Source organism: Halomonas sp. IOP_31 (assembly GCF_021151495.1).
GTDB classification, from domain to species: Bacteria; Pseudomonadota; Gammaproteobacteria; order Pseudomonadales; family Halomonadaceae; genus Modicisalibacter; species Modicisalibacter zincidurans.
In genome coordinates this window covers 1-6,255 of record NZ_JAIRBP010000062.1, presented here as the reverse complement: position 1 = coordinate 6,255, position 6,255 = coordinate 1, and the positions used below count along the sequence as shown (strand labels likewise).

Sequence of the window (6,255 nt, the reverse complement as noted above, 5' to 3'; positions counted from 1 at the left end):
TTTCGCAGAACGGGTTCATGGCCATCTTGACGTTGGTCAGATCGACGTCGGAGTTGTCCGCCTTGACGCGGATCTTGACGTTGTAATCGATGACGCGTTTGACCGCGACGAGTACTTTCATAAGCACTCCTCAGTGAAATTCAAGATTCATTGGTAAACGGATCAGCCCACCACACCGTCATTCTTTAACTGCGACAGCTGTTCTGGGGAGAGACAAAGGTATTCGGAAAGCACATCATCAGTATCTTGGCCCAGTAGCGGCGCAGGCCTCTTATACTCCACCGGTGTATCGGAAAGATGAATTGGGCTACCGACCATCTTGAAGTCAGGATTCATGGAGTGGGGTATGTTGACCAACATGCCACGGGCGTCTACCTGAGGCTCAGCAAGCGCACCAGCAATGTCGTTAATTACTCCAACCGGCACCTTGACCTTACTGATCTTTTCCACCCACAACTCTGCCGTATCACGCTTGAAGTGGTCTGAGAGAATCTGAGTGATCGCATCCCTGTTCCTGACGCGATTTTCATTCTTTGAGAAGCGGGGATCCGCAGAGAGCTCTGGCAATCCGATGGCATCGCACAGCGCTGCAAACTGTGAATCGTTGCCACAGGCGATGATAAAGTCCTTGTCGCTGGCACGAAAGGAGTTGTAGGGCACAATATTGGCATGAGCATTACCGTAACGCCCAGGTGAGACTCCGGTGCTTAGATAGTTCTGGCCCTGATTGCCCAATGCCGCTACCTGCACATCCAGGAGCGCCATGTCGCAATGCTGACCGCGGCCGGTATTTTCGCGTGCCAGTAGCGCTGCCTGAATGGCAATGACCGAGTACAGCCCCGTCATCACGTCGGTTACAGCTACCCCCACCTTCTGCGGGCCACCACCTGGGACTCCATCACGCTCCCCGGTGATGCTCATCAGCCCTCCTATTCCCTGGATGATGAAATCATAGCCGGGCTGCTGCGCGCGTGGTCCCGTCTGACCGAACCCCGTGATGGAACAGTAGACCAGGCGGGGGTTGATTCGGGACAGCGACGCATAGTCCAGTCTATACTTAGTCAAGGAGCCCGCCTTGAAGTTCTCGATCAGCACATCGCTCTCGGCGGCCAACGCACGGACGACCTCCTGCCCTTTCTCGGTGGCAATGTCGACAGCCACCGAACGCTTGTTGCGATTGGAGGACTGATAGTACGAGGCTTCCTGGGTCTCGTTACCCTGAGCATCTTTCATGTAGGGAGGCCCCCAGGCACGGGTGTCATCACCCCGTCCGACACGCTCCACCTTAACGACATCAGCGCCAAGATCGGCCAGTACCTGGCTGCACCAGGGGCCAGCTAGCACCCTGCTCAAGTCGAGCACGCGAATCCCCGTCAGCGCCCCCATGGCAACCACCTCGTTCCAACCAACATGATCAAACTCCGACATCACCGAACGCTCGGTGCTTCGTGCAACAGTGATACGCCAAGCGCAGCGCGACGGCGCAGCCATGGGCTTGGCCGATATCGAGGATCCCCCGTCAACGCGTTGATACGCTCGAGAATGGCAAGCAGCCGCTTCGGACCCAGCGCATCCCCCCAAGCCAGCGGGCCATGGGGATAGTTAAGCCCCAGCCTGACGGCATTGTCGATATCGGTAGGTGTGGCAATTTCACGCTGTGCAATATCGCAGGCCAAGTTGACCACCGAGGCGAGCATACGCTGCGAGACAAAACCCACGCTGTCACGAATCACAGTCACTCCGACGCCATCCGATGCCAGCAGTGCGTGAGCCGCGTCGCGCATCTCCTGTCGTGTGACCGGTGTCATCATCAGGGTGCGATGACGCTTAAGCCCCAGGAGCATATCGAGGCAGAGCGTGCGCTCGGGATCGACCCCGAAGTGCTCGCTCGCACTTACGGCATCATCACCAAAGGGCAGCAACAAGCAGAGCGCTTTTTTTGAGGGTGAATCCGCCGGCTCTACTCGTCCCCCAAGCGACTCCAGCAGTGACCCCACCTCTTCACGCAGGGCGGTATCCTCACACCCCACCCAGATCGGCGGCAGATCGCTGACTTCGGGTACCTGCTGTGCAACCGGCGCTTCGGCTTTTTTACCTGCTTCGTAGCGGTAGAAGCCAATCCCTGTTTTGCGCCCTAGGCGGTTACCTTTCAGCATCTGACGGGAAATATAGGAAGGCCGATAGCGAGGATCGTAATAAAACTGCGTGAAGATCGACTCCATTGCAGGATGCGACACATCCAAGCCTGTTAGATCAAAAAGCTCGAGTGGCCCCATCCGGAATCCAGCCTCTTCGCGAAGGATCCGGTCGATATCCTCAGGTGGTGCTACCCGCTCCTCAAGAATCTTCAACCCTTCTGTGCTATAGGCACGTCCAGCATGGTTGACGATGAAGCCGGGGGTATCTTGGGCACGAACGCCGGTATGCCCGAGTCGGCTTGCCAGCTTCAGCAGCGTGTCAACGACAGCCTCGTCGGTATCGATTCCCCCGATCACCTCGATGACCTTCATCAGCGGTACGGGGTTGAAGAAGTGGAAGCCGGCAACCCGACCAGGGCAAGTCAAACCCGCGGCAATAGCCGTGACTGAAAGCGACGAGGTATTGGTCGCCAGAACGCAATCCCGGGACACTATCGCCTCTAGGTCGGCGAACAGGGCTTGCTTAATACCCAGGTCCTCGACGATTGCCTCGATGACCATATCGCGATCCGCCAAAGCCGTCATTGACTCGACGACGGAAAGATGGGAAAGAGCAACCTCAGCAGACTCCCGGGACAACTTACCCTTGCCCACCAGTTTGTCGAACGTCGCTTGCAGACCATCACATGCAGCGCTGGCTGCCCCGTCCCGTTTGTCGTACAGCGCGACCTCCAGGCCGGCCTGGGCAGCAATCTGGGCGATCCCGGCACCCATCACTCCAGTGCCGACAATCCCCAGCCGGCTCACTTCTCTCGCCATTACGACTCTCCCCGATAGTTCGGTTTGCGCTTCTCGATAAAGGAGGCAGCGCCTTCCTTCTGGTCTGTGGTGTCGAAAAGCATCTGAAAAGCTTTACGTTCGAGGACCAATGCGCTCTCTAAAGGCAGATCGGCGCCCGCGAGCACCGTCTCCTTAATGTGTTCTAGAGCCAGTGCCGGCAGACGCGCAATTTCTTGAGCCAATTCCTTGGCACGCTCGAGTGTCTGCTCATTAGCAACGACTTCGCTGACCAGCCCCATGCGCAGGGCGTCGGAAGCCGGCACCATACAGCCGGTCATCAGCATGCGCATGGCCTGAAACTTGCCAACAGCTCGTACAAGGCGTTGCGTCCCGCCAGCCCCAGGCATCAGGCCGAGCTTGACCTCTGGCTGCCCGAACCTAGCCGACTCCCCGGCCACAATGATGTCGCAGTGCATGGCAAGCTCACATCCGCCACCCAGAGCGAACCCGTTGACCGCTGCGACCACCGGCTTAGGACAGTGCGCAATTGGCTCCCAGAAGTGCTCATTGTGTCGCAGGTGCATCTCGGTCGGAGACGCTGTGGCGAACTCCTTGACGTCTGCACCGGCAACAAACACATGCTCGCCTCCCGTCAGCACGATGGTCCGCACCTCGTCATGCTCGGCCAGGGATGAGAACAGCTCGGCGAGCTGACGCCTGACGGCACCATTGAGGGCATTCTTGGCGTCCGGTCGATCGATGCGAACCACCGCCACCCCATCATCGAGCGAGGCAAGATAGACCTCGGTGGGCTGCTGCTTGTCAGTCATGCACAACCTCATCGTTTGAAATGCCCGCTCTGCAGACATATATTTTGCATTTATATTTAAATTACACAGCCCTGCGGATGACTGTCAATCAGCCAGCAAGACAGTCATCTTAAAGAATCAATTTATCAATAATTTAGGTGCTACAACATGCTTTTAAGTGCCTCCGTGCCACCATACTCACTATGTCCGCTTTGCGGCCATGGAGTCTGCATAGTTGACACAAGAGAAAAAAGACTCGCAGAATCGACCCATCAAACAATCTGCGAGCGGAGCACGAATCGGTGAAGGCCACAAACAATCAGAGCGACTTTCAGATCGTGGTAAACCCGATGAATGCCGCAGACAAGCAGGAGAAGGACCGGCAGTTCGTTACCGCACTAGCGAGGGGGCTTGAGCTTCTACGCTGCTTCACCCCGCGCGAAAGCACCCTGAGCAATCTCGATCTGGCCAGGAAGTCGGGGCTTCCGCGTCCCACCGTCAGCAGGCTTACCCACACGCTAGCCCGATTGGGTTACCTTCGTCTCCTGCCACGCGGAAAATATCAACTTGACGTGGGTGTCATGGCCTTCGGCTATTCCATGATTTCCAACCTGCCGATTCGCGCGATTGCCCAGCCCTTGATGGTAAATCTCGCCAACGAGGTCGGTGCGACGGTAGCCATGTCTGCCCGAGATCGCCTGGACATGGTCTATCTGGATGTGGTCCAGAGCGCCCTGCGCTCCACCATACGTCGCCAGATCGGTACGCGTCTTCCCATCCATCAAAGTTCGGCGGGTCGAGCCTGCCTGGCCGCCATGCCCCTCCAGGAGGCCGAGATGCTGATGGATCACCTGCAGGAGGCCCATCCCGCAGAGTGGCCCAACATCCGCAAAGCGCTGGAGCGCGCTTTCCGGGATTACGCCGACTTTGGCTACTGCCTATCGATCGGCGAATGGCAGCGCAACGTCAATGCTGTAGCGGTGCCCCTACATCACCCACAACTGGGGATCCTGTCGTTTAACTGTGGCGGCCCCGAGTTCCAGATATCACGCGAAAAGCTGGAAGAGTTCATCGGGCCGCGACTGGTGCAGCTTGTTAATGACATCGGGACCCAGATCTCATAAGCCACCGACAATCCTGGCTATCAACTTATCAACAAGAGGAACGCTCATGATTCGCGACCAGGAGACCATGCAGATCTTGCTCGATTCCATCCGAAGCTTCGTTAATGAGGAGCTGATCCCGCGCGAGGAAGAAGTTGCAGAAAGCGACGAGATCCCCGAGGACATCGCCTCGCAGTTGCGCGATATGGGCTTGTTCGGCCTCACCATCCCCGAGGAATTCGGTGGTCTCGGCGTAACCATGGAGGAAGAGGTCAATATTGCCTTCGAGCTCGGCAGGACGTCTCCCGCCTTCCGTTCCTTCATAGGCACTAACAATGGCATCGGCTCCATCGGTATCCTGCTTGATGGCACCAAAGAGCAGAAGGCCAGCTACCTGCCCCGCCTGGCCAGCGGAGAGATCTTGAGTTCCTTCTGCCTAACGGAGCCCGACTCAGGTTCCGATGCTGCCTCGCTGCTAACTACTGCGCTGAAGGACGGCGATGACTATCTGATCAATGGCACCAAGCGCTACATCACCAATGCCCCGCATGCTGGCATATTCACCGTGATGGCACGCACCGACCCCAAGACCAAGGGCGCCAAGGGCATCAGCGCCTTCATCGTGGATGCCAACAAACCCGGCATCACCATTGGCAAGCGCGATAAGAAGATGGGCCAAAAAGGCGCTCACACCGCAGATGTCATCTTCGACAGCGTGCGGGTACCGGCCAGTGCGCTGATTGGTGAAGAGGAAGGCGTCGGATTCAAGACCGCCATGAAGGTCCTGGACAAAGGCCGCCTGCACATTGCCGCCATCGCCGTGGGAGCCGCCGAGCGCGTACTGGATGACTCCCTGCACTTTGCCATGGAACGCAAACAGTTCGGCAAACCTATCGCCGATTTCCAGCTGATCCAGGGCATGCTGGCCGACTCTAAGGCCGAGATCTATGCTGCACGTTGCATGGTGCTCGATGCCGCTCGTAAGCGTGACGAGGGTCAAAACGTCAGCACCGAGGCCTCCTGTGCCAAGATGTTCGCCACCGAGATGTGCAGTCGAGTGGCTGACCGCGGAGTGCAGATCCATGGCGGCGCCGGTTATATCAGCGAATATGCCGTTGAGCGATTTTATCGCGATGTGCGTCTATTCCGTCTCTATGAAGGCACTACTCAAATCCAGCAGGTAATCATCTCACGCAACATGATCCGAGAGGCGGAGGCGTAACTCAATTAATTACCAAACCTAAAATGCCGCAGCAGGCTACAATTAAACACTCATCCAACACCTTAGATGCCTCAAAGAAAAAGGTAACTATTCAGCTCATGCCGCCTGATCCTGGTCGTCCTGTCGCATGAAGGTGGGCACCTCGCCGGCAAACAGTTGCTCCAGCGCCGTATGCGCCGCCATGCCTTGCTTGACCGCGGTGG

5 protein-coding genes and 1 pseudogene are annotated in these 6,255 nt (G+C 57.3%); 2 read left to right on the top strand and 4 right to left on the bottom strand.

The annotated features are described in order from the left end of the window. The 4 genes and pseudogenes from K7I12_RS17080 to K7I12_RS17065 all read right to left on the bottom strand — a co-directional run. Nucleotides 1–121: pseudogene (locus K7I12_RS17080) on the bottom strand (electron transfer flavoprotein subunit beta/FixA family protein); the annotation flags it as partial. A 41-nt stretch (nt 122–162) separates the two neighbouring features. After that, nucleotides 163–1,428, bottom strand: coding sequence for a CaiB/BaiF CoA transferase family protein (locus K7I12_RS17075; RefSeq protein WP_231664773.1), 1,266 nt, complete (start codon nt 1,426–1,428; stop codon nt 163–165). Then, a complete protein-coding gene (locus K7I12_RS17070) occupies nt 1,428–2,957 on the bottom strand; it encodes a 3-hydroxyacyl-CoA dehydrogenase (protein WP_231664772.1) in 1,530 nt (509 codons plus the stop codon). The genes K7I12_RS17075 and K7I12_RS17070 overlap by 1 nt, the downstream gene beginning before the upstream one ends. After that, a complete protein-coding gene (locus tag K7I12_RS17065; protein ID WP_231664771.1) occupies nt 2,957–3,748 on the bottom strand; it encodes an enoyl-CoA hydratase in 792 nt (263 codons plus the stop codon). Before K7I12_RS17065 ends, K7I12_RS17070 begins: the two co-directional genes overlap by 1 nt. A 281-nt stretch (nt 3,749–4,029) precedes the next feature. Here K7I12_RS17065 and K7I12_RS17060 point away from each other — a divergent pair, with 281 nt between their 5' ends. Next, nucleotides 4,030–4,851 (top strand): IclR family transcriptional regulator, encoded by an 822-nt coding sequence (locus K7I12_RS17060; protein WP_231664770.1) that lies wholly within the window; start codon nt 4,030–4,032, stop codon nt 4,849–4,851. A gap of 46 nt (nt 4,852–4,897) precedes the next feature. Then, nucleotides 4,898–6,052: an acyl-CoA dehydrogenase family protein gene (locus K7I12_RS17055; protein ID WP_231664769.1), complete on the top strand. Its 1,155-nt coding sequence runs from the start codon at nt 4,898–4,900 to the stop codon at nt 6,050–6,052. The last annotated feature ends 203 nt before the right edge of the window (nt 6,053–6,255 follow it).

Bases quoted from the DNA above. Each gene is read 5' to 3' on its own strand.
- K7I12_RS17075 (WP_231664773.1), bottom strand. From the start codon at position 1,428: ATGTCGGAGTTTGATCATGTTGGTTGGAACGAGGTGGTTGCCATGGGG.
- K7I12_RS17070 (WP_231664772.1), bottom strand. From the start codon at position 2,957: ATGGCGAGAGAAGTGAGCCGGCTGGGGATTGTCGGCACTGGAGTGATG.
- K7I12_RS17055 (WP_231664769.1), top strand. From the start codon at position 4,898: ATGATTCGCGACCAGGAGACCATGCAGATCTTGCTCGATTCCATCCGA.
- K7I12_RS17065 (WP_231664771.1), bottom strand. From the start codon at position 3,748: ATGACTGACAAGCAGCAGCCCACCGAGGTCTATCTTGCCTCGCTCGAT.